Below are 23,435 nucleotides of genomic sequence, written 5' to 3' on the forward strand. Positions count from 1 at the left end.
TTCATCGATTCAAAACTATTTCCACATTGGAAATATAATCACATAGATCAAACCGTTTTCATAGATGTCGTTATCTTGCGAAGGAGTGTCAGCAGGATAGCCCTCTCCTCCGGCGTCAAACAGACCAGCACCTTTTTTATCCCCTGCGCCTGCATATCCTTCATAGCTTCATGCAGCCGGCGCCCGTCATCGGTCAGCGTCACCCTGACAACCCTCCCGTCAGCGGTATCGGGCAGCCTTTGCAGGATGCCTATACTTTCACCTGCATCCACCATCCGCGACGTCGTAGAAAACGGCAGCGAGAGGATTTTGCTCATCTCCCCCATGGTCGGATTGGCACCCCGATACAGAACGCCCCCCATGCGGCTGAAAGCCAACGGATCCATTTCAGGATGGAAGCTCTCCCCACTCTTCAGTCTTTTGAACCGGGTCATTAGACTGAGCATCTCCGGGGTAGGGGCCGGTCTGGCACCGGCAAGCATTTCGTCCAGGTATTCTATAAACTGACCTACCTCGGAAGAGGAAAGCTGCTCGTTCATATTCTTTGCCATCGCGATTCCGATAAAGATATTTCCAAAATGGAAATATATCATTGATTCGATGTATTGTCAAGCGCCGGTTTTGTATATGTAGCAGGGTCAGGTTCGTCCTGCCCGGATAATAAAGGGCGCAGCAAGCGGCGCCCCTACGTCGTAAATGTTTTGCTGAAAAAGAACGCGACTCTTTCCGCCAGTTTCGGCTCGTATCCGCACCAGAAGTGGTCCGCACCCACGACAAGTTCCTGCTCCGAGTTTTCGTCGAGCTCACTGCAGAAGGAAATGAAGCGATCGGTGGGGGTGAAGTCGTCGTAGCTCCCCGAGGCCAGGAGCAGCGGTTTTTCGCAGTCGGTGAGAAATGTGAAATCGAACATCTCAAGGGGCGGCGATATGGCCGCGATGGCCTTAACGCGTTCGTCGTTCCAGCAGGCGGGCAGCGAGAACGCGGCGCCCGCCGAGTAGCCGCACAGGCCTATGCGTCCCGCGTCGATCTCCTGTAACGTCGCGATGTACTCAATCGCTGATTTTGCGTCCTCCCCTTCGCCCCGCCCGTCGTCGTAGCGCCCCTGGCTGCGGCCCACGCCGCGGAAGTTGAACTTGAACGCCGCGACCGAGGCATCGACGAGCGCATTGCAAACGGCGTCGACGACGTTGTTGTCCATGCTGCCGCCGTAGAGCGGGTGCGGATGGCAGACGACGACGCATGGGAAAGGCCCGTCGCCGTTCGGCAGGTACAGGACACTTTCCAGCCTCAGGTCTCCGCTTTGGAATGTGATTCGTTGTTTTAGCATGGTTAAGAGCTAGTCAACCCCCTGCTGTCCCCCAATCTTGGCCCTTCCATGATAAGACTATTTAGAAGGATTCTGCGGAAGGGAAATTCTAAGGTTGAGGGGACACCCCTAATACCCCCCGTCAGGAGACTTTGTCTCCTTTACCTCATTACTCAGGCTGCCACTTCAGGTTCAATTCCCACTCCTGGCCCGGCTCTATTGCGATGTCCCAGCCCAGGATAAAGCAGCTTCCCTGGAAGGTGAGCTCAAAGCCGTCCTCGGAATTGGTCACGCACTCGATGGGATAGCGCCGGAGCTTCATCGACCTGTCGGCGGTCATCAATATGTCGATTCCGATGTGCGGGTCTGAGATGCGCAGTCGGTCGATGTTTGAAATATCGTCGGTTCTGGCGAGCGGCTTGCGTTCGCCATTTGCGGTGTAGGAGCAATGATTGCAGTGCGCGTCCTCGGTCAACGCCAGGTTCCACTCCGAGGCGAAGGTAGTTTGTATCGTCGCACCGGATGTGTTGGTCAGCAGGTATGTGACCTCCATCTCCTCCGAACCGGCAGTAAGCGATATCGTCTTCTCAACGCGAATTGTCAGTACCTCGTCACCATGTTTCACGTGACCGTCGCGTACCAAGTGCGTTGTAACGCAGTTCGATTTCTTCCGTGTTGAGCACTCGTATGTTTTCCCGACGAAGTCGCCGCATTCCTGATAGTCGCCGCGCAGCAGGCTGTCGACGGTCGTGTCGGCGGGCAGGAAGCGGTCGATGAGAGAGGCCCGCCTGTAATTGTCGTAGAACAGCAGCTTGTCCAGGTCCTCCTGTTTGCTTTTGATGATGTCGTGTATGTTCTTGACCCTGCCGTCGTCGGCCTGGCAATTACCTTCCCTGCGTATGCGCTCGGCCTCGATGAGGTCGCGGTGGTAGGCCTCGTCGCGCCGCGTCATCACGGCTCCGAGGTTGTGCTGCGGACGGCGCAGGTCCCATTCGAAGATGGAGCCGCCATCGTTGGGGTCGATATAAACGTTCTGCTTGTCACTCTCTATGAGAAGCTCTTCCTGAGCGTCGCTGTCGAAGTCTGTCGTCTCGTGGACGATGAAAGGCTTATTATCGAACAGGATTTCGTCGGCGGCGTTCTCGGCAGAGATCAAGTGGCGAAAAATGCCGTGACGTATGTGGCCGAAGTATATCCCGCCGAAGACGCCGTGCCAGTAGGGGCAATTGCACTGGGCGCGCCACAGCTCGTCCAGCCCGGCGTCGGATTCGCATAGCTCACGCGCTCGGTAGACCTTATCGTGAGCGCGCAGCATCTTCTTCTGCATCGAGTTAATCTCGGGGTATTTGGCCATGAAGCTGCGCCAGAAGCCGGCGTGCACGTATCTTAAAATATCGTCCTGATTCTCGGCCTCCAGGTCTTTCAGCAGGTGCCCGTAGTCGTAAGATACGGCGGGCGGCAGTGACCACTCCTGCATCTCGGAATACGAAGCGGTGGGCAGATATACCCTGCCGAGCGGCGGGTGCTGCTCCGCGTATTCGCCGAGGGGGATGGTGCGCAGCCAGTCGCTGTTCTCCTCGACGGCGGTGAAGAACTGCTCCATCCAGCCGTCCTCCCAGCAGTGCTTGTAGGTCCCGGGCCACAGCCCGAACTTCTCGCCGTCGTCGCCCATCATGATTATCCTGTCGCCGCCCTCCTCGGCCAGTGATTTCAGGTATTCGATAACGTCTTTTACCTGCCACCACGGTATGAGATAGCGCAGTTTCTTGCTGCTGGCGAATACCTTGACGGGGCGCCCTTCTTCCTCCGTAACGTAGTATCCGAGCATATCGCCGTCGTATAAGCCCACCGTCTTGAAGTGGTTGTCATCGACAACGGTCCACTTGATGCCGGCTTGCGCCAGCGTCTTGGGCAGCTGCGGCTCCCAGACACGCTCGGCGAGCCACATACCGGTCGGCTCGTGGCCGAATCGCTCTTCGACTGCCGCGCTGAGCCTGTTTATCTGTCCCAGCTTGTCGCTGTCCGGTATCATGGGCAGTATCGGCTCGTAGTAACCGCCGCTCATGATCTCGACCTGGCCTCTTTTTACCAGCGCCGCGATGCGGTCGATGAAGTCGGGTCGGTTCGCTATGAGCCAGTCGAGCAGACATCCGCTGTAATGCAGCGAAAGCCTGATGCCGGGGTGGTTTTCCAGAGCTTCGACTAGCGGCAGGTATGATTGGTTGTATGCTTTTTCGAAGACGTAGGAGAAGTTATCGCCCGGCTGGTGGTTGTGTATCGCTAATCCCAGATAGATTTTATGCATTCATTTGCCTTTTTGATTTATTACTAACCTTGTCGACAGGTTTATAGTATAAGCGATATTACAGGATGATACATCAGGACTGCGCGGTCGTCATCTTGGAATGGTTGTTGACATAGGCTTCGCGCCGCCTGTCAATCTCTCCTGAATATTGCCACTGCAGAGATTTATTTTTAATTTCGCGTTGAAGCTCCTGCGCCTGATCGAGTACGTCCTTGGGCAGCTTCTCTTTGATGGTTATGATGCATTCCATCAGCATCCTGACGCCGCGATCTATCATGTCTGGGTCCCAAACGGGCCGGCAGCCGGCGCCCCGGTACTGATCGCTGTGCAGTCCCTGGTCCAGCAGATTCCGCGCGTAACGGAATTGGGCGCTCTCGTCTTGAGTGCCGCTTATCGCGTCGATGGCGAGGTTTGTTAGCTGCCACTGTAGCTTGTGCAGATCGTTGTCCGTATCGTGCCAGTTCCGGTATGGTGCTCCCTTTGCCATTTCTTCCTCACTGGTGTGATACGAAGAAGGCAGCGGTTCTACCATTTCTATATGTTTAAACGCGATCATCAGGTCCGATATCGTGCACGTGCCAATAGCGCGGCTCTTATAGATATCGCTGAGAAGCTTGCCCAGGCCCGTGCCCTGGCATCCGTAAGCTTCTCCGTCGCTGCCGGTCAGCAGATATTCATGCCGTTTAGTGCGTTCGCCCAGCGCGTCGATGAAGCTGTTTACGTCTTGGTATGCTCCCTGCGTTAACTTGTGACTGAAAGCGCGTTCCCTGAAAAACACACAGAAATCCTTCAGTCCGTTGATGTTATAAATCTTGTCGCAAGGGGCATAGCCTAAATTACCGTTAATGGATATTTCGTCGACAATTATCCACCGGTAGCCAAGCTCGGCGATGATGTGAGCCACATCCTTGCTGTAGCACATCTCGGGGGGGAAGAAGCCGGAGGGCTTGTAGACATCGCCGAAGTATTTGCGGTTGACCTCGGTATTGAGCTTTATCTGGCGGACCATCTCGGAGCGCGGGATAAGAGGCAGAACGGGATGATACATTGCGCTGGCGGTCATCTCTATCTGTCCGCGTTCCGCAAGTCTTCTCAGCCCGCTGATGATATCTTGCAGCCCGTATCTGTCCAGTTGCTCCGTCAGTGAGGCGTTTATATTCAGCGTGATTCTGGTGCACTGATTATGGCTCAGTATCTCCACCAGCTTGCGGTAACACTCGCCGGCGGCCTTCCTGATGCCTTCCTCCGTCTGTGTCGGCGGTTGATAGATGTGCAGGAAATTAGCCCAATACATCCGTCCAGCCCTCCTTCTACTACGGTGTCATGAATATCTCATCAACGATTTTGTTGGATATATGACGCGCCGCCGCGACTTTGTAGTAGAATTCCCTTTTAATTTTGGGGCTGCAATTGCTCATACTGATAGCTTTATATGCGTTCAGGACAACTTCACGCTGCTTTGTTAAGCCTCTGTGTATCAGATTGGGATCCCACCAGGGTCTCCTGCTGGCCCACCAGAATTGATCGCTGTGCATCGCCGCGTCCAATAATGTCCGCGCGTTGTCCGCGTATTGTTTCGCCGTATTGTCTTTAGCCACCGCGACGGCTTTATTAACCATCGCCATGGCGATTTCCATATGTTCCCACAGGTATTGATGTATTCTGTTGTCCGGGCTATTCCATAACGGGTATGGGTTTCCCTCCTCGATATCCGAAAGCTCGGTGCTCCATGAAGACGTCCTGGGCTCTATGGTCTCGCCGCGAGGGAAGATATCGAGCAGTTCGCTTATGGTTACGGCCTTGATATCCTTGCCTTCGGTCACTTCCCTTAATTGCAGAAAACCGTCGTGCTGTCCTGCCGTTATCCTGGACTGATCATGTCCCGGACCAGATGCGGCTGGTGCTGTCGGCTTGCTTGCGAATTTATTCGGGGCGTCTGCGTCACGCTCGAGCGACTGATAAACCTTTGCCAGGAAAATCTTCTCCCACCCCTGTATATGATGACCGAAGGTTTCCGCGTCCATGGCTGTGACGACATATATATCGCCTTTGCCCTTTTGAGATTTCTGCACTTGCTTCAGATGCTCGATGAATCCGGGGGCATCTATGTTGTGGAAACTTATTTTATTGCTGAGTATGTTATCGCGGAAGAAAACGGCGACCTTGCTCCCTTTGACGTCGATTTGATGGATAACATTCGTTGGCCAAGGTACGGGACACGCGACGCCGCTAAGGATAATCCAATGATGCCCAGAATCGACTATAGGCTTCATTATTTCTTTGCTATAGCACATCTCGGGAGGGAAAAAGCCTTTGGGTTCATAAACTTTTTCCAAGAGATGTTTATTGGTCTTGTGGTTCTGGCTGATCTGTCGTTCCATCTCAGATTGAGGTATCAGCGGGAGGATGGGGTGATATATGCCTGAACCCGTGAACTCCACCTGGCCCCGCCGAGCCAATTCCTTGATACCCCTGAGAACGTCGTTGTATCCGTGGTCATACAGCATCTCTGTAAGCACGGCGTTTATGTTTATGGTGACCTTGGCATGAGGAAGATCGGTGAACAGTTCCACCAGCGGGCGGTAGGATTCAACGCAGACCTTTCGCAGCACCCAGTGCAGTTGAGTTGGCGGCTGGTAGAAGTGCAGCAATGGAGCCCAATAAATCAAACTAGACCTCCGAGTCGGATATGACAATTATATATAAAAGCAGCCCAATAATGCAAAAGCAGGAATCTTGTTATACCGATTTAGGTTCATTGGCATTATTAATCTAACCTATTAAATTTGGTAATACTACAAGAAAGACTGGATGCCGTCAAGTCTTGCGAGATAAATAACGATAAAGGACGAGGTTTTTTCCAAAAGCAGTTGCAAAATTATTTACGTTGGAGTATATTAATGATTCACTAGGGCTGAATATCATCCGTGTAACTTATTCTGACCCATATGTCTGTTAGCGCATGGTTTTAGGAATCCGCTTCTCCAAGCGTTAACGGCTGGATGATTAGCGACATTCTATCTGTGACGTATATTGTATCGGAAGAACTGTATTGCAGTTTACATTCTCTTAATATACGTCTGTTATCATGATAGACGGGCATGGGCTTGAAATGCTAAATTTCTATGGCAGTATCCAGCCGATGGCTTATGTGAAAAGGGTAGGGCCGCATCAGGCCGGAACCCGTTGGCATGGTGCTAAGAGTTTTTCAATAGAACGTTCAATACGCGGATACGAGTCGCGAGAGCCCGTCGCTGATATCAAGAGAGGTGCAGTATGATTCAGGGAAGAATAACGCCGCAAAATACGGAATTCGTCATACTTTGTTTTGAAGGCCCGGATCAGTACTCGCTGGCGGGAGGTCTGGGTGTTCGCGTTGCTAATCTTTCAGCGACACTGGCTAAGATGGGCTTCCAGACGCATCTGTTTTTTATCGGCGACCCGTCGCTTGATGCTGTCGAATACAGACAGAACGGAAAGCTGGTGCTTCATCGCATGTGCCAGTGGATCAGCAAATACCATCCAAACGGCGTCTATGAGGCGGAGGAGGCCAAGCTCTACGATTATAACGAGTCCATACCGCGCATCGTAAAAGACGAAATCGTTAAGCCCGCAGCGGCCAAAGGAAAGCTGGTGGTGGTTCTCAGCGAGGAGTGGCATACCGCCGAAGCACTGTGCCGCCTCAGTGATTACCTATATTACGATGGGCTCAGGGACAAGGCGATAATGTACTGGAATGCCAACAATCTCTTCTCTTTCCACCGCATCAACTGGGGTCGGTTGGGTTACGTGTCGACCATCACTACTGTCAGCCGTTATATGAAACATCTTATGTGGCGCATGGGTATGAATCCCATCGTGATACCGAACGGCATACCCAGGGACCTGTTGCGCAAGGTAGATGATGAGATGTCGACCAGGCTGCGTGAGGCTATAGGAGCCGATCTCGTATTATGCAAAGTGGCCCGATGGGACCCGGATAAACGGTGGGACAGCGCTGTGGAGACGACGGCGAGGCTTAAAGAAAGGGGAATCCACACCGTTCTTCTGGCCAGGGGGGGGATGGAGCCTTACGGGAAGGAAGTTTTGGGCAAGGCTCGTTCTCTGGGTCTGGTGATCGGTGAGGCTTATACCGATGATAATTCATTTGAAGGCTATGTTAATGCGCTGAGTAAGGCTTCATATGCCGATGTCATCGATATCAGATTCCACGTCCCGATAGACTTCCTGCGCATCGTATATCATGCGTGCGATGCCGTGCTGGCGAACAGCGGTCACGAGCCTTTTGGCATCGTAGGTTTGGAAGCCATGGCCGCGGGCGGCATCGCCTTTGCGGGATGCACGGGCGAAGACTACGCTATACCGTTCGTAAACTCCTTCGTACTTGAAACGCCCGATCCCATGGAAGCAGTAGGCTATCTTATGTATCTGAGAGACTATCCCGAGGAGGGCGTACGAATAAGGGAGGCGGCCAGGCGCACAGCGCGGTATTTTACGTGGGAGGCGGCGGTGCTCAATCTCGTACGTAAGTTGGAGAACCAGGCGCGCATCAAGGGAGTCCTGGGCGGTGTGCCTACACCCTCGGAGCCTCAGTTTGCCATATCAAAGCTGCCGCCGGAACTGGTGTCTACTGCGATGAAGCGGAATTATAACAGGTAGACTGAGGCTGATATGGCTCGTGATTTAGTAATGTATTGCGTGGCGCACCAGCCGAGGCGCCTTAAATTGCCGGCTCAGCCCATCCCCGCCAATGCCGATATCGAGGATATAGAGCGCTGTCTGTTCGATGAGGCGATGAACGAGCGTTACCTGCACAAGGTAGCTAACTGGTGCTACTATCCGGCCACGGAGATGTTTCTCGACCTCGTCGAGGGCGGGATGAAGATGTCCCTCGGTTTTTCCGTATCCATATTAAGGCAGTTGGAAAGCTGGGACCGGAACCTGTTCGAGATGTTTCAGAGGCTGGTGGCGCATCCCAATGTTGAGCTTGTCGATGTTGAGCCGTATCACAGCTTTTTACCGCTATGCGACCTGGAGGCATTCGTCAAGCGAATGACGAAGTCGCGCGACGAGTTGAAGAAGGTTTTTGGCAAGAGACCCGTGGTAACTGATACTACCGAGATGCTGATGTCCAGCGGAATTTATCAAGCCCTGAGCGAAGCGGGATTCAAAGGAGCGTTGCTCGACGGCCGCCCGTGGGTGATGGAGTGGCGGGAGCCTACTCATCTCTATCACATGGGCAGGGATATGGCGCTTCTGGCCAGGCATTACGACCTTAGCGACGACGTCGGCTATCGCTTTTCCAACAGAGGGTGGTCTGGTTTTCCATTGTACGCCGATTCCTATGCGCACTGGCTCAGGGAGACCTGGGGCGACTTTATTGTGCTGGCCTGGGATTACGAGACCTTCGGCGAGCATCACTCCCGCGACACGGGCATCTTCGAGTTCATGAGGCACTTGCCGGATGAAATGGCCAGAAGGGACATGCGGACGCTGACGCCGAGCGAGATAATCGACAAGTATAGTGACCGGAGCTATCATCTGCCGTTGCCGGCGTTCCCCTGCACCTGGGCCGGCACCGGAGGCATGGAGTTCTTTCTGGGTAACGCCGCTCAGCAGGCCGTGTTTCAGTTGATGCTGCTGGCTTATAACAAGGCTCTGCTTACAAAGAATAGAAAGATTATCGATATAGCTATATGGCTGCTGCAGTCGGACAACCTACATCTAATCCAGTGGTTCGGCAGGTACGGTGCGGAGGCTGAGGTTTCGGCCTATTTTACGCCACAGGAATGGTGGCGTCTGGGTCCTAACGGCATAGTATGGGAGATCCAGCAGGTATATAAGAATTTTATCGGTGCTCTGGACGCGTATCTATAGTTGGAGCAAGAGGTGGAAAGGAGGAAGCGCTGATATGACTAAGATACTAAAGGAACATGCCGAGAGGCGGCTGGCCAATGTGCCTGATAAGTATGTGTTCTGGTGCAATGACGGCTGTGTTATACACAGTATAAGAGAATTAAAGGAAGCCCTGGAGTTTATGAGCGATGAGACTTACGCTTATCATGCCAGTAAAGAGAAAAACGATTTCAGCAACTGGGTTAAGGACATAATCGGAGACGAAAAACTGGCAAGAGATTTATTCAAGTCATCCAATAAACGTCAGGCCGCTGATTACGTGAAAACCAGGGAGACGTTTCTGCTAGGTAAAATCTAGCGGGTTCGGATTATCTTTTACTTTCTTTCACAAACCACGAACACACCAAAATCGTAGACAGCTTTTACTGCAGAGGTTTCGTACCTCATCCTTTTCGTCGCGGCCTGTATTCTGCCACTTAGCACTTATACGTTGCGAATATTCCAGTCACTGCTTAGTCGCATCCGGTTTGGTGTCGCCAAAATAGACCTTCATGTGCGGCCAGGGTATCTCTATACCTTCATCATCGAAGGCCCTCTTTATTCTCTTTCTGATTTCTCCCATGACATCCCATTGCATAATCGGTTTGGTATCGCCGAGAATCTTTAGATCGATGCCGGAATCCCCCAGGTTGTCGACCCTTAGCACTTGGGGAGCCTTGATAATGGATGGCTTCCAGAGGGGCTCTTCAGCCATCTCCTTACATACGCGGTTTATCACTGCAATAGCATGGTCTAGATCGGTTCCATAGGATACGGAGATATTCAGGTTTACCCGTGACCATTCCTTGGTGAAGTTGGAGATAATTCCACTCTCTCCATTGGGTATAAAGTGGACGATCCCGTCCAGGTCTCTCATTACGGTGCGTCTCATGTTTATCTCTTCCACTACGCCGCTTATGCTGCCTATCCTGACTACATCGCCGACGTTATATTGGTTTTCCATGATGATGAACAGTCCTGCGATCAGGTCGCGGATGAGATACTGGGCGCCGAAACCGACAGCAACACCCACGATGCCGAATCCTGCTATGAGAGGTCCGATGTTGACACCCAGTTCAGACAGTATCATGAAGAGGGCTATAACCAGTATCAATATGCCGCTGGTAACCACGAAAACCTTGGAGAGGGTCTTTGTCCTCTTCGCCTGCTCCTCTTTGGCTTTGCTGCTCCATTTGCCTTTGCCCATCGTTATCTGCATGGCGTGAGGAATGGCTTTGCGTAATGCAAGATATAGTAATGTAGAGAAAACGATGATAAGCAGGATTCTCACGCCGTGATCTATAAACCAGTCCTTGCCATGAGTGGCAAACCAGTCGTCGGGCACGAGTTCTTTGGCCGCAAAATATAAGGCGGCGACGATGATTAACAGAATAACGGTCCATATAGAGTACGATTTTAGTTTGTGTTTAAGATTTTTTCTTTCCATTTTTTACCTCTAGCAGTTGTCTCTTAGATTATAACTCTATAATATCGCCAGAGTTCTCCAGCGAAAGAAAGATCAGCAGGTAGTCTCTAAGGTGCCTCGTTATAAGGAAGTTTTGCCTTACATGCTCCCTGCCGTTTTTACCGAGCCAGTTCGCGTATTCAGGATTAGCTAGAAGCTGTTTTATCGCGTAGGCTGTCCCAGGTATCCCGTGCGAGAGAAGCCCGGTGAATCGATTTCTCACTTGCAGCGGTATGCCGCCTACGGCCGATGCCACCACGGGCCGGGCTTTCCACAGGGCTTCGCTCACGGTTAGCCCGAAGCCTTCGCCCAGAGATTTCTGAACTATCACGGTCGATGCCCTCTGCAGCGCATTTATTTCGATATCGCTTCCCGGAGGAATCAGCAATACATGGATGTCCGGATTGTTTCCCGCTACTTCCCGCACCTCGGCCAGAACTTTATCCGATTCCGGGTCGTCCGTGGCGGTGCCGCCGCCCAGCACCAGCCTGCAATCTATGTTTTTCTTTACCATCTCAAAGGCGCGTATCAAGCCGACCGGATCCTTCAAATAGTCGTATCTTGATATCTGGGTAATTATCGGCTTGTCTCTCGGCACGCCGTATTTGGATAGAACCGAGTCCACGGTTTCAGCCGGCAGATCCCTGTTCTTGTCGCTCAGCGGGTCGATTGAAGGCGGGACGAGGAACTGCCTGATAGGCAATTCAGTGGAGAACGCTGGCGCCGAGAAAACGCTGGCGTCGTATTGTACTACCATTGGCAGCAGGAATTCCCACACCGCCGGATTCGGATGCGAGATGTCGATGTGGCATCTCCATATCCATTTCCCTCCTAATTCATTTTTGCGGGCGATAAGGCCTATCGGCTGCGGGTCGTGGATGTAAACGAAATCGCCGTTAATTTCCGTTTCCTGTATGTTTCTATCGGTCGTCTCCTGAAAATATGCGAAGTCAACAGGCGTAATTTTCTCCTGCCTGCCATGGAGCGCGTTGTGGAATCTCTTTGTCACCTGGAAAAATTCGTCGTTGCCCTTTATCACGTTCCAGCGCGCGTCCACGCCGAGCTGAGAGCACAGCGGTATCATGCGGCTGAGTATCTCCGCCACGCCGCCGCCGCTGAAGGTGGAGTTGATGTTCTGGATAACCTTGCCGGAGAGCTTGTCGGCGAGGTAGCGCAGTTCGTCGATGGCGCTCTTTCCGATGACAGGCTCGTATTCGGCGATGCTTATTTTATGCGTTTTTCGACCAGTTGTATTAGCGCTGATCGCAGTCCCTCCAAGCTATATGTATACGGGTCAAGCCTCGCGATATCCCTGCTGAGCTCGGTCTCGTCAAGGTTCTCTTCGAGCCACGTAGAGAAGTCGTTGGAGCCCTTACCGAGCCTCATCCTCGACTCGAAGACATGGTAATACAAAGAGTTCAAGCTTATCTTGCGCAATGTTTCGACGAATTCCCTGAGATCCTCTGCCTGATACGGCGTTGGCAGGATGACGCTTACCGACTTCATAAAATGGAACTCTTCCCCGTCCATGGCGCTTCTGCCTATACAGGAGGCATCAGACATATTCTCCTCGATTATGCCGATGATTCGATCCCTCAGCGCTCCCAAGGAGGTGAATTCAAAGGTATCGACGCTGGCAAGCTTCTCTCCCAGGATATCGTTGCCTAAGGCATCGCTCACCCAGACGGCGAAGTCGTTACTGGGCTCCGGCGTTAGATAATGGTGCTCTTCTAAGAAGTGGTGCGTGTGGTAGTAAATCACCGAATCAGGTACCGATCTCAGATTTTCCAGCAGCCCGCCCAGCGTTTTGGCTTTCAATCCGGTTAGCTCGGTGAGGTTCAGCCGGCTGTTGAACAAGAAGGGAGTTTTGGCCTTCTTCAACTGTTGTCCGTATACCGTAACCGTGTTGAGCATTAGTTTCTTGTTCGGAATAACCAGGAGATGCTCATCTGTCGTCGTTATACTGGTATTGCTCCAGTTTATCTCAACGACGTTTCCCGATTCGCCCGACTCCAGCGTGATATAGTCACCGGGTTTTATGCGCTCCGTCATGCCGATCTGAATCCTTGCGGCCGCGTTCGTCAGCGGCTCCCTGAAAGCAAGCGCAACGGCTATTATGACTACCGCCATGATAAGAAGAAGAGGGCTCAGCGGCACAACCCAGATAGTTAGAAGCATTATCAAGCAGAATATGGTTGCAGCGATCCTGATTGCGTTGATGGCAAAGACGGCTGCGGGATTAGGTGCTTTTATTCTTCTCGCGTACAGTCTTATCAATTTTTCACTTAAGCTGATGACGACCCACGACAGGTGTATGACAAATGCGGTGGATATGAGCTTACTGGCGATATCCTTAACATTGACGGGAGCTATCGATGACTGTATTGCTATATATACTCCTAACAGAAGGAACCAGTACAAGAAGGGCCCGTGGGTGACTTTCAGTACGATTCCTTTTCCCTCCCATCGCGACTTGGCCTGCCAGCGCTTGAGCCTGGCATACGTGATACTTCTCAGCCATAGACCGACGGAACAAGCAGCGAGAAATAGCAGTACCGGCTTCGCTATCTCTATCCAATTATCCTGTAGCCACTCCATCCGTCGAATCCCTTATTCTACCAATCCTTTTAACGCTAACCGATGTATAACTTCCCGATGAGCCCGTCTACCTCGTCCGTTAAATTGAGAAAATAATGCTCTGCGCTTTTAGTCTGAATCGATGTAGGGCCGTCTGAACAGTAAGTGATTCACTTTATCCACCGAATTCCAGCTTGGCCAGCTCAGTCACTATATCCGCGGCCCATTTGTAGATGTTATTCTCCTTGACTATTTCACGCATCTTTCGCATGCGTTTTTTCTGCTCGTCTTCCGGCATCTCTATCGCCGTTTTGATAGCGTCGGCCAGCTGATCGGTAGCGTAGGGATTTACAAGCAGTGCGTCGGAGAGTTCACGGGCGGCGCCGGTGAACTGGCTCAGAATAAGCACGCCGTCCTCATTGCAGCGGCTGGCAACGTATTCCTTAGCCACCAGGTTCATTCCGTCGTGAAGCGAACTAACTATACAGAAACCGGCCATTCTGCGCAAAGCCGTAAGAGTAATCTGATCTTCCAGGTTCTTGACATACACTATCGGCTTCCAGCGTCCCGTCGCATATTTCCAGTTGATAGCGGCTACCATAAAATCTATTTCTTCGTTAAGCTTCTGGTACGGACTTACCTTTACGCGGCTTTCCACTCCAGCCTGAATGAACACAACCTTGCCCTGGTACTGCGGATATTTCTCCAGAAAACGATCCAGCGCTTTCAACCTGTCCGGGATGCCTTTGGTGTAGTCGATCCTGTCCATACCTACTCCGATGATCTCGTCGTATATGCCCAGATCGTTCTTTAACGTCTCTATCTCGTTGCTCACTGCATCCGATGGGGCGTCCTCGCTCAGTTGCTCATAGTCCACGCTGATCGGGAACGGCAGCACCGCGGTTTTCTTGCCTCCGTATGTGATCTCATTCTGCTCTTTGTCTATTCGCGCCTCCAGCATCCTGTCCACAGTGTCCATGAAATTGAAGCAATCGTAGCGAATGTGAAAACCCATGATGTCATTGCTGAGGAGACCGGCCAGCACGTCTTCCTTCCAGGGGCATATCCGGAAGGCCTCCGGATTGGGCCACGGTATGTGCCAGAACTGTGCGGTGATAATGTTCGGGTTCCTTTCCTTCAGCATCTTCGGCAGCATGGCCAGATGGTAATCCTGGATAAAAACAAAGGCCTTTCTATCGCCCACCTCGTCTATTACGCTGTCGGCGAATCGTGCATTAACCTTAACGTAAGTGTTCCAGTCGGCCTCATCGAAGATCGGACGGGTATAGACTATGTGGCATAAAGGCCAGAGACCGTTATTGGCAAAGCCGTAGTAATAACCGTTCTGCTCCTCTTTTGAAAGCCATATTCTCTTAAGCGAATAGCGCGGCTTATCCGGCGGTACGCCAACCTTGTTCTGCTCGTCTACGACTTCCCTGTCGGCATTGCCGCTGCCGTGTGCGACCCAGGTTCCGCCGCACGCTTTCATAATAGGGTCCAGGGCGACGGTGAGCCCGCTGGCCGGCCTTTGTACCGTTATCCTTCGCTGCAAGTAATTGTGTATGTAGGGCTCCCGGTTAGAAACCACAATAAACAGGTAGCCTTCCAATTTCTGCTTTACCAGATCTTTGAGTTCTTCTTGTGTCCACATAAGCGCTTCTCCCAAACTTGGTATTCTTGTGAGAATAGGCTAATCGGGGTCGCCTCAACGGTATCATTACGTATGACTACATAGCGAGTGTTATCTACCATACATAATATGCGAGACCTTGTCAACCATCTTGCATGAATGGTCAAGTTGATTTAAACCGGTCGATTCTAAACTTGCGACAACCGGGCTGAATGGTTTTAGCCTACGGGCCCATGAAGCGTTGCAGCGGTTCGGTGCATCGTTGAGACAAACATATTTAATCATGACGCCATGTGTATTTTTTTCATCGATATGGTAACATACATCTAGTCATTTTTCGGGTGGAAAATATTGTATGGACAACGTAACGCCTAAACTTGAGTTGCCGCATAGCCTATCCGGGCTCAACGAGCTTGCATATAACCTGTGGTGGAGCTGGCATTCCGACGCCAGACAGCTGTTTCGCGAGCTGGATTATCAGATATGGAATCTCAGCTCCCATAATCCGGTGAAGCAGTTGCAGCAGATGAAGTATTACCGCAAGGAAGCGGCGGCCAAAGACCTCAAGTACACCGATCTATATGATTCGGTAATGGAGAGGTTTCATGCCGACATGGAGTCCGAAAAGAAGTGGTTCGCCCAGAAGTATCCCGAGCAAGCGAACAGGCCGATAGCATTCTTCTCTGCCGAGTTCGCCATTCACAATGCCCTGCCGATATATGCCGGAGGGCTCGGTGTCCTGGCCGGCGATATCTGCAAGGAGGCCAGTGATCTGGGCATTCCTCTGGTCGGCGTCGGGTTCATGTATCCCAGCGGATACTTTTCTCAGCGCATATCCGTTGACGGATGGCAGGAGGAGGATCACAGGCAGCTCAATTTCAGGGAAGCCCCTATCAGAGCAGTAAATGATTCGGAGGGGCGTCCGCTCAGGGCCAGTGTGCAATTGGGAGACAGGCAGGTCTCGATCGCCGTCTGGCATGTAGGCGTGGGGAGCGTGGATCTTTATCTTCTGGATACGGATGTGGAGGAGAATACCCCTTCCGATCGTTCCCTGGCCTCGCAACTCTATGTCTCCGACTGGGAGTGGCGCATTCAGCAGGAGATCGTGCTCGGGATCGGGGGCGTTCGTGTCTTAAGATTGCTGGGCAAGGAGCCTGTACTGTGGCATATTAATGAAGGGCATACTTCCTTCATGATAGCCGAGCGTATCAGGGAGGAGGTGGAGAGAGGGATGCCTTTCGATGAGGCGGTGAGAAAGATCAGGGCCTCCACTATCTTCACGACTCATACGCCGGTTCCAGCAGGCCATGACGTGTTTCCCGTTTACCTTGTCGATAAGTATCTGAACAACTACTGGGGGCTTTCTGGTATAGATAGAGATAAGATCCTTGAGTTAGGCAGGGAGGAAACTACGGGCGATCGCGCCTTTAACATGACGGCTTTCGCCATAAGAATGTCGCAGAGCACAAACGGTGTCAGCAAGCTTCACGGCGGCGTGGCCAGGAAGATGTGGCTTGACCTCTGGCCTGACTTGAGCGAGGATCAAGCGCCGATCTCATCCGTAACTAACGGTGTCCATATACCGACATGGCTGTCTCCGGAGATGGGCGAGCTGTTCGACATGTATTTCGCGGAGGACTGGGCTCAGAGGCAGGATGATCCGGATATGTGGCAGGACGTGTGGAAGATTCCCAACCGCGAGTTCTGGGAGACCAGGCTGGATCTTAAGAGGAAGCTTATGGGTGCTATGCGGGCACGCGCGCAGAAGCGGTGGGCCATCGGCGGCGCGGAAGCGCAGCAGCTGCTGTCCATGGGTACGCTTTTTCACCCCGAGGTGCTGACAATAGGCTTTGTGCGCCGCTTCGCGACGTATAAGCGGCCCGATCTGCTCTTCAGGGACGTGGAACGTCTGATGTGCATGGTAACAGATCCCTGGAGGCCGATACAGATCATATTCGCCGGTAAGTCACATCCGGCGGACACTAACGCCAAACAGCTTCTACAGAGCGTTTACAAGCTGGCCACGGACAGGCGTTTTCACGGCCGCATCGCATTTGTTGAGGACTATGATATGCATATAGCGCACTACCTGGTTCAGGGCGTTGACATCTGGCTGAACGTTCCGCGCCGTCTTAAAGAAGCAAGCGGGACAAGCGGGATGAAGGCGGCGATAAACGGCACGCTTAACCTCAGCGTGCGCGACGGATGGTGGGAGGAGGGATACAACGGCAGGAACGGCTGGGCAGTTGACGGCGGCCCGGAGCGGGCATATTCGGAAGATGAGGATAACGCGGACGCGGAATCGATATACCGTCTCCTGGAGGAGGAGATAATACCGTTGTTCTACGCCAGGGATCGCACTATGCTGCCGCACAAGTGGATAGAGAAGTCAAAGGAATCGATTTGCTCAATCACACCGCAGTTTTCGGCCAGGCGCATGATGAAGGAATACGTCGATAATATCTATATACCCGTAATCAAGGCGCAGTCCGGTGCGTAGACACCGAATATGTGCTGTTATTAAGGTTGGTGCAAAATGAAGAATGTTATCGCCGTATTACTGACAGCCTTTATCGCTATCGGCTGCTGTGGCTGCAGCGCGCCTTACAGCGGGATACCGGCGCAACCGATACCCAACGACGATTTCTACCCGCTTGTGACCGGGGATATGCTGTTTATCCGCAATATCGATTTTCCAGACGGCTACAGCAATCAACTCGATTATCTGGCTGTTCCCGATAGTCCGTTCCTGGCTCCGAACGGTAGGAGCAACATGCATAACGATGCCTACATGACCGATGCGTATGAGGTCGCCGGGCCTCTCGGCATCGATGTCGAAGTCATTTCCATGTATCGAGGGTTGGCCGAGTGCGCCACGGTGACATTCGACAGCAAGGGGCGCATCTGGACGGTATGCGCCAACCTGAGCCTGCCCCAGCTTCTCCTGCTCGATGCTGATACCTTGAGCGAGCTGGCCGCCTACCCGCTGCCGCCGCGCTGGGAGCACTGGCAGGACGATCCGATAGGCCCGTACCAGGATACATCGGGAGGGGCTTACTTCTGCCTGGACGATCAAGATCGCGCCATCATCGGGACGAACAACCACAGCATTCAAATAATCGCCTATGACGAGGGCAAGCATGCGTTCTATCAGGTGTGCGAATATGATCTCGGGAGCTATGTAGTGCCCAAGGATTTGCCGGCTCGGGACAAGGTCGGCGCGGCGCTCCCGGACTGGGACGGCCTGCTCTGGTTCGTGACGCGCTATGGTGTTGTCGGCACGATAGATATGGAGAGCGGCAGTATTCGTACCATCGAGCTTGAGGGAGAGGAGATACAAAACTCCTTCACAGTAGGCGAGGACGGCGTGTACATTATCTCGGATTACACCATGTATCGGTTCAGCGCCGATGCCGATGGATTACCCGTCGTCGACTGGAGTGTTGGATATGATCGCGGAACGCAGGTCAAGCTCGGCATGATCAACCAGGGTTCCGGCACAACACCGACGCTCATCGGCGACATGGTGGTCATAGCCGACAACGCTGATCCGAGGATGAATATTATATTTCTGAAGCGGTCAGACGGTTCGGAAGTATGCCGTATTCCGGTGTTCTCCGATAACGAGAGCTGCACGGAGAACTCGCTCATCGGGCTGGCGCGGGAAGGGCAGGACGGTATCGAATATTCCATTATCGTGGAGAACAACTACGGCTGGGAGAATATCTTCTCCGGCGTCGACGGGCGTTCTCCCGTAGGCGGCGTGGTGCGCGTCGATGCGTTGCCCGATGGCAGCGGCGGCTACGAATGCGTGGAGGTCTGGAGCAGCCCGGAGCGTTCGCCGACGTGCGTGCCCAAGATGTCGCTGGCTAGCGGGCTTATCTACCTGTACACCAAGGAGCCGCGCGACGACAGGCTGGACGCGTGGTACTTCACCGCCGTGGATTTCGAGAGCGGCGAAACCGTTTTCAAGGTTCTGACGGGCACCGGCCTGGGATACAACAACAACTACGCGCCGATAACGCTGGGCCCGCAGGGCGGCACGGCTTACATCGGCACTTTGAACGGGCTGGTCTCGATTCGGGATGCCGCTGAATAGAAGGTCGAGTTACCAGTGAGTTTTTTCTATATGGGGGCAACGTGATTCTGGACAGGTTTTCTTTAGCGGGTAAGATGGCGATAGTGACCGGTGCCGGGAGGGGTATAGGTAAGGGAATTGCAATTGGATTTGCCGAGGCGGGGGCCGACTTGATTTGCGTTGACATCACATCCGACCAGGCGGAGGCTACGGCAGGCGAAGCGCGGAAGATTGGCCGTCGGGCGCTGGCTCTGGAATGCGATGTGCGGGAAGGCGAGCAGATCGAGAGTGTAGTGGCACGGGCGAAGAAGGAGTTCGGTCGTATTGACATCCTGGTGAATAACGTCGGCGGCAGTAACTTCAAGCCAGCCTTGAAGACCGGTCAACGCGCATGGGAGGCCATAATGCACCTGAACCTCACAGCTACCTTCCTTTTTAGTAAAGCGGTGGCGCCGGTTATGCTGGAACAGAAGTCGGGGGCGATCGTTAATATATCTACTCGCGATTCCGTTATCCCGTGTCCGGGTATGGCGGCCTACGGCGCGTCCAAGGCTGGTGTTAATTCCTTGACTTTGACGCTGGCCTGGGAACTGGCGCCGTATGTACGAGTGAACGCTATCCTGCCCGGCGCAGTGTGGACGGAGGGCAGCGGCCCGGTGCTGGATGCAGTGAAGGACAGGATAATAGCAGGAACTCCGATGAAACGCTTGGGAAAACCGGAGGATATAGCGCTGGCTGCTCTCTATCTGGCATCTTCGGCATCGGACTGGGTGACAGGCAGGCTGTTCGAGATCGACGGCGGCATTGAGTTTGTCCATCTAACCGCTGGCGAGGTGTCGAATCAGTAGCGGATTGTATCCGACATGCGAATCCGGCGAAATTGCAGTCTGGAGAAGCGGCAACATCTTTAGATTCCATTTCAGCTATTATAGACGAGGTGTTTAATGGCAGATATTAATGAGATGCGCAAGAAGTTCGACGAATCGCCGTGCGCGACTCACCTCGGCATGAAGCTTGTCGAGCTGTCGAAGGGGTACGCCAGGGTCGGTATGGAGCTTAAGAAGGAGCATCTGAACTGGGAGAACATGATACACGGCGGCATCGTGGCTACGGTTCTCGACCAGGCCTTCGGCTGCGCCTGCAATACACTCGATAATATCCATGTCGCAGTCCAGATGAACATCCATTTCATGAAGGCCCCGGCAGTCGGCGAGACGATATACGCCGAGTCGAAAGTCCTGCACGCGGGCAAGCGCATGGGGACATCGGAGATGAAGGTCTGCGATTCGAAAGGCGTTGAGATCGCGCGGGCGACCGGCACAACGGTGTGCATCGGGCCTCGCACATAGGTCGATAAAGCTATATCAACCCCCTGTTATCCCCCAATCTTGGGGGATTTTTATTTTGTGATAGGGGACACCCCTAAAACCCCGGCAGGAGAAAACTCTCCTGCACCTCTTATCGAACGCCCCCTCGGCTGTATCGCTTCCCCCTCTTTAATCAAAGAGGGGGACAAGGGGGAGTTCGAAACATTCATATTTCGGTAATCGTGTAGGGGCGAATGGCCATTCGCCCGCAGCGGGCAGACACGCGGGTCTGCCCCTACTCAGAGGTTTTGATTCTTCTTTTTCTTTCCCTCGGATACGCCTATGAAAAACAGGATTATTCCAACGATAGCCAAGACAACACAGAGTGGTGACGCAATAAGACACCACGTCATTCCTTCATAATTATCGTCCATAGCTAAAGAATACGAAAAGAAGAAAAACAAATAGGCGGCTATAGAACCAACAAAGAACAGAATGATACCGATAACTTTCTTTCTATCTCCTGGATGAGTACCCCTCTCTGGTTTGTTCGCCATTACCTGTCCTCTTTGGGAGTTCCCTCTTCCAGGCTCTTCTGCTTCTTGGCTTGGTTTCTGCCTTTATAGTACATAGTTGATCCTATTAATACCAACGGCAAGCTTATCCAGAATACAGCGCCTGCAATCACAGCCAAAGGTAAATAGTCTGGGTTGCTATCAGAAGGTATACATACAAATATTGCACCGACAAAGAAGAAAATGCCTACTATCCCTATCCAAAATATAACTTTACCAGCGGTTTTCATATTGCCTTCGCCTGTAGTATTTGCTAATCCTAAACTAGGAGTTATCGCATGTCAACAATATCGTCGGGAGGTATTGCACACCTGTTATTCAGCGTATAATATATTCATATTTAGAAAGGGAGTGAGCACGCATGATCGTTGAGATGAAAAGAGGGGCTTCGCAGCAGGAAGTAGATCAGGTTGTTGAGAGGGCTCGCTCCTTTGGCTTTGACGTGCAGTTGAACCTGGGCACTGAGAAGGTGGTCGTCGCGGTTCTGGGCAGCGACACGGGCAAGGTGCAGACTGATGTCTTCGCCGTGCTGCCCGGCGTGCAGAGCGTTACCCGCGTCATGAAGCCGTACAAGCTGGTCTCGCGGGAGTTCCATCCCCGTCCCAGCAAGGTGAACGTGTCCGGGGTCGAGATAGGCGGCCAGCGCATAGTGGTCATGGCCGGGCCCTGCGCCGTGGAGAGCGAGTCGCTGCTGATACAGATTGCGGCGGCCGTGCAGGAGTGCGGCGGCCTCATCATGCGCGGAGGTGCCTTCAAGCCGCGCACCTCGCCGTTCAGCTTCCAGGGCCTGGGTGAAGAGGCACTCGAAATGCTTACCAAAGTCAAGCGTGAATTCGGCCTGCCCATCATAAGCGAGATCGTCGATGCGCATGATATAGAGCTCATGGTGAAGCATGTCGATATCATACAGGTCGGCGCTCGCAATATGCAGAACTTCTCGTTGCTCAAGGAGTTGAGCAAGCTGAAGCACCCCGTTCTGCTCAAGAGGGGTCTTTCCGCTACCGTTACCGAGTGGCTCACCGCCGCCGATTACCTCATGGCTGGCGGCAACCGCCGCGTGATACTGTGCGAGCGCGGCATCCGCACCTTCGAGGACAGCATACGGTTCTCCATGGACATCAGTTCGATACCGGTGGTAAAGAAGGCAAGCCACCTTCCAATAGTCGTCGACCCCAGCCACGCCGCTGGCCATTCGGCCTACGTGCCCAGTATCGCTAAAGCCGCCATCGCCGCCGGGGCCGACGGCCTGCTTATCGAAGTGCACCCCGATCCGGCGCAGGCGCTGGTCGATGGTTTGCAATCGCTCAACATACCGTCATTCAAGAAGCTGATGTCCGAGCTAAAGCCGATCGCCGAGGCGGTTGGACGTTCCATGTAGATAGTGGTAAAATAGCGCAGGCGAATCGTAGAGAGGAGGCGTAAAGTCGATGGTAAAAAGCGTAACTGTCGAACTTGATGTCGAGTTACTTGAGGCGCTGCAGAAGAAGGCAGCGAGTACATCGTGTTCTCTCTCTCAACTGGTGAACATGGCTGTAAGGGAATTCATCGTCGATGACGAGGAACTGGCTGCGGTAGGTGAGGGGCAGCCCGAGCCGGTGATCAGCTACAGCGAGGCGTTGCAGGAGCTGTCCTCTCCAACCAATTAGGTTGCTGGATCGCAAGCGATTTTGTATGAAATACACCCCGTGAAAAGGGGCCTTTTGTGACTATCTCCCCAAAACTTTTCCTTCTCTTTAACTCCCGATGTCACCTTGACGTTTTGACGTTAAAACGTTATAATGTCGCCGATAGCATGGGGGTGAATTTATGACATCAACTATGAAACGGTCGACAATTTATCTTGATCCCGATTTGCACAAGGCATTGCGGTTAAAGTCGGTGGAGACCTCCCGCTCCATATCCGACCTTGTTAACGAAGCGGTGCGAGTGACCCTTGTCGAGGATGCCGAGGACCTGTCGGCCTTCGATGAAAGGGTAAAAGAGCCTTTGATCAGCTACAGCGATATGGTGAAAAGGCTGAAGGAAGATGGCCGCATATAAGGTCTTCTTTCGTAAATCCGTCCGCAAGGATTTCGAGTCAATACCAAAGAAGGACTTGCAGAGGATCCTCAAGCGCATCGAGAAGCTCGGTGATGATCCGCGGCCGCACGGCTGCGAGAAACTGGCGGATAAAGACCGGTATCGGCTGCGTCAGGGGACATATCGTATCGTTTACTCGATCCAGGATGACGAGATCACTATCTGGGTAGTGAAGGTCAACCATAGAAAAGATGTCTACAGATAATAGATTAGGAGTG

At 52.8% G+C, this 23,435-nt stretch carries 22 protein-coding genes; 11 read left to right on the forward strand and 11 right to left on the reverse strand.

What is annotated here, in order from left to right; all coding sequences use genetic code 11:
* Positions 1–47 precede the first annotated feature (47 nt).
* From WC562_07370 to WC562_07390, 5 genes are all read right to left on the reverse strand, one after another.
* Complete coding sequence (locus WC562_07370) at positions 48–551, reverse strand: hypothetical protein (protein ID MFA5055970.1); 504 nt, start codon at positions 549–551, stop codon at positions 48–50.
* 134 nt (positions 552–685) lie between these two features.
* Positions 686–1,327: a CocE/NonD family hydrolase gene (locus tag WC562_07375; GenBank protein ID MFA5055971.1), complete on the reverse strand. Its 642-nt coding sequence runs from the start codon at positions 1,325–1,327 to the stop codon at positions 686–688.
* A gap of 148 nt (positions 1,328–1,475) precedes the next feature.
* Positions 1,476–3,611, reverse strand: a complete 2,136-nt coding sequence (locus WC562_07380) for an alpha-amylase/4-alpha-glucanotransferase domain-containing protein (protein MFA5055972.1) — start codon at positions 3,609–3,611, stop codon at positions 1,476–1,478.
* A 73-nt stretch (positions 3,612–3,684) separates the two neighbouring features.
* On the reverse strand, positions 3,685–4,905 hold the full coding sequence (locus WC562_07385; protein ID MFA5055973.1) for a hypothetical protein: 1,221 nt from the start codon (positions 4,903–4,905) through the stop codon (positions 3,685–3,687).
* A gap of 19 nt (positions 4,906–4,924) precedes the next feature.
* Positions 4,925–6,280, reverse strand: coding sequence for a hypothetical protein (locus WC562_07390; protein ID MFA5055974.1), 1,356 nt, complete (start codon positions 6,278–6,280; stop codon positions 4,925–4,927).
* Between the two features lie 607 nt (positions 6,281–6,887).
* Here WC562_07390 and WC562_07395 point away from each other — a divergent pair.
* From WC562_07395 to WC562_07405, 3 genes are read left to right on the forward strand one after another with little or no spacing between them, the layout of a single operon-like run.
* The gene (locus WC562_07395; GenBank protein MFA5055975.1) at positions 6,888–8,270 is read left to right on the forward strand and encodes a glycosyltransferase; all 1,383 of its coding nucleotides are present in this window, start codon (positions 6,888–6,890) and stop codon (positions 8,268–8,270) included.
* Between the two features lie 12 nt (positions 8,271–8,282).
* Positions 8,283–9,488, forward strand: a complete 1,206-nt coding sequence (locus WC562_07400; GenBank protein ID MFA5055976.1) for a glycoside hydrolase family 57 protein — start codon at positions 8,283–8,285, stop codon at positions 9,486–9,488.
* 34 nt (positions 9,489–9,522) lie between these two features.
* The gene (locus WC562_07405; protein ID MFA5055977.1) at positions 9,523–9,825 is read left to right on the forward strand and encodes a hypothetical protein; all 303 of its coding nucleotides are present in this window, start codon (positions 9,523–9,525) and stop codon (positions 9,823–9,825) included.
* Between the two features lie 147 nt (positions 9,826–9,972).
* Here WC562_07405 and WC562_07410 read toward each other — a convergent pair whose 3' ends face one another.
* The 4 genes from WC562_07410 to WC562_07425 form a co-directional block, all read right to left on the reverse strand.
* Complete coding sequence (locus tag WC562_07410) at positions 9,973–10,953, reverse strand: mechanosensitive ion channel family protein (GenBank protein MFA5055978.1); 981 nt, start codon at positions 10,951–10,953, stop codon at positions 9,973–9,975.
* Between the two features lie 28 nt (positions 10,954–10,981).
* On the reverse strand, positions 10,982–12,235 hold the full coding sequence (locus WC562_07415) for a glycosyltransferase (GenBank protein ID MFA5055979.1): 1,254 nt from the start codon (positions 12,233–12,235) through the stop codon (positions 10,982–10,984).
* Complete coding sequence (locus tag WC562_07420; protein MFA5055980.1) at positions 12,196–13,569, reverse strand: DUF5752 family protein; 1,374 nt, start codon at positions 13,567–13,569, stop codon at positions 12,196–12,198. Before WC562_07420 ends, WC562_07415 begins: the two co-directional genes overlap by 40 nt.
* A 154-nt stretch (positions 13,570–13,723) precedes the next feature.
* Positions 13,724–15,199: a trehalose-6-phosphate synthase gene (locus tag WC562_07425; GenBank protein MFA5055981.1), complete on the reverse strand. Its 1,476-nt coding sequence runs from the start codon at positions 15,197–15,199 to the stop codon at positions 13,724–13,726.
* A 334-nt stretch (positions 15,200–15,533) separates the two neighbouring features.
* On the opposite strand from WC562_07425, the gene glgP reads away from it, so the two are divergent.
* From glgP to WC562_07445, 4 genes are all read left to right on the forward strand, one after another.
* Positions 15,534–17,678 carry an alpha-glucan family phosphorylase gene (gene glgP / locus WC562_07430; protein ID MFA5055982.1) on the forward strand — a complete coding sequence of 715 codons (2,145 nt, stop codon included), beginning with the start codon at positions 15,534–15,536 and terminating at the stop codon, positions 17,676–17,678.
* 36 nt (positions 17,679–17,714) lie between these two features.
* Positions 17,715–19,277, forward strand: a complete 1,563-nt coding sequence (locus WC562_07435; GenBank protein ID MFA5055983.1) for a hypothetical protein — start codon at positions 17,715–17,717, stop codon at positions 19,275–19,277.
* A gap of 41 nt (positions 19,278–19,318) precedes the next feature.
* Positions 19,319–20,104 (forward strand): SDR family oxidoreductase, encoded by a 786-nt coding sequence (locus WC562_07440; protein ID MFA5055984.1) that lies wholly within the window; start codon positions 19,319–19,321, stop codon positions 20,102–20,104.
* A 96-nt stretch (positions 20,105–20,200) separates the two neighbouring features.
* Positions 20,201–20,605 carry a PaaI family thioesterase gene (locus WC562_07445; protein ID MFA5055985.1) on the forward strand — a complete coding sequence of 135 codons (405 nt, stop codon included), beginning with the start codon at positions 20,201–20,203 and terminating at the stop codon, positions 20,603–20,605.
* A gap of 257 nt (positions 20,606–20,862) precedes the next feature.
* Here WC562_07445 and WC562_07450 read toward each other — a convergent pair whose 3' ends face one another.
* Both WC562_07450 and WC562_07455 read right to left on the reverse strand, forming a co-directional pair.
* Entirely contained in the window at positions 20,863–21,120 is a 258-nt protein-coding gene (locus WC562_07450) for a hypothetical protein (GenBank protein ID MFA5055986.1), read from the reverse strand.
* Positions 21,120–21,368, reverse strand: a complete 249-nt coding sequence (locus tag WC562_07455) for a hypothetical protein (protein ID MFA5055987.1) — start codon at positions 21,366–21,368, stop codon at positions 21,120–21,122. The genes WC562_07450 and WC562_07455 overlap by 1 nt, the downstream gene beginning before the upstream one ends.
* Positions 21,369–21,499: 131 nt before the next feature.
* Here WC562_07455 and aroF point away from each other — a divergent pair, with 131 nt between their 5' ends.
* The 4 genes from aroF to WC562_07475 all read left to right on the forward strand — a co-directional run bounded on the left by aroF (position 21,500) and on the right by WC562_07475 (position 23,422).
* Entirely contained in the window at positions 21,500–22,516 is a 1,017-nt protein-coding gene (aroF, locus tag WC562_07460) for a 3-deoxy-7-phosphoheptulonate synthase (protein MFA5055988.1), read from the forward strand.
* A gap of 49 nt (positions 22,517–22,565) precedes the next feature.
* The gene (locus WC562_07465; GenBank protein MFA5055989.1) at positions 22,566–22,784 is read left to right on the forward strand and encodes a CopG family transcriptional regulator; all 219 of its coding nucleotides are present in this window, start codon (positions 22,566–22,568) and stop codon (positions 22,782–22,784) included.
* 160 nt (positions 22,785–22,944) lie between these two features.
* Positions 22,945–23,178 (forward strand): CopG family transcriptional regulator, encoded by a 234-nt coding sequence (locus WC562_07470; GenBank protein ID MFA5055990.1) that lies wholly within the window; start codon positions 22,945–22,947, stop codon positions 23,176–23,178.
* Positions 23,165–23,422, forward strand: a complete 258-nt coding sequence (locus WC562_07475) for a type II toxin-antitoxin system RelE/ParE family toxin (GenBank protein MFA5055991.1) — start codon at positions 23,165–23,167, stop codon at positions 23,420–23,422. The genes WC562_07470 and WC562_07475 overlap by 14 nt, the downstream gene beginning before the upstream one ends.
* Positions 23,423–23,435 lie beyond the last annotated feature (13 nt).

This window comes from Dehalococcoidia bacterium, assembly GCA_041649635.1.
Classification (GTDB): Bacteria; Chloroflexota; Dehalococcoidia; order E44-bin15; family E44-bin15; genus JAYEHL01.